At 44.6% G+C, this 603-nt stretch carries 1 protein-coding gene; it reads right to left on the bottom strand.

What is annotated here, in order from left to right; translation table 11 throughout:
- A partial coding sequence (gene kdgR / locus R7093_RS26515; protein WP_318147188.1) for a DNA-binding transcriptional regulator KdgR occupies nt 1-506 on the bottom strand: 506 nt, incomplete at its 3' end.
- Between the last annotated feature and the right edge of the window lie 97 nt (nt 507-603).

Here is a 603-nt window from a genome sequence, read left to right on the forward strand (position 1 = left end):
TGCTTAATGAACTCGACATCGCTCAATACGTCACGAACGAAGCTTTCATCGCGCTCAGAAAGTAGCACTTTACCAATCGCAGTACTGTAGAGCGGATTGCGACGACCGATGCGCGATTGCATGCGTAGGTTGTAGCCAGAGTCGATTTTGTGGATGTAAATGATGGCATTTTCATCCAGCGCACCAAGGTGCAAGGCTTCGTTGGTTTGTTCTGAAATGTGGCGCATTTCTTTGTCGGCCAGTTCGATCAGATCGACGTACTCAAGCGATTTTGCGCCCAACTCGAACAGCTTAAGTGTTAGAGAGTACTTATCCGCTTCGCCTTCTTGAGATACGTAACCGAGCGATTTCATGGTTTGCAGAACACGGTAAGTAGTCGCTTTCGACATCATTCGACGTTGTGAAAGCTCTGAAACGCCGATGGCTTTCTGTTCACCAAGTGCTTGAAGAATATGAAAAACCTTAAGTACTGACGAAACTGCTTCAGGCTGAGTCGACTTTTCCATTGTTGCCCCTTTCATTCTTAGTTTTCCGCATTATATCGCTGAAAAATTTAAGAACCAGTATTTTTAAAATGCCTTTTCAAAAATTTGAAACCGCGCA

The sequence above is a fragment of the Vibrio sp. 1580 genome (genome assembly GCF_033340055.1).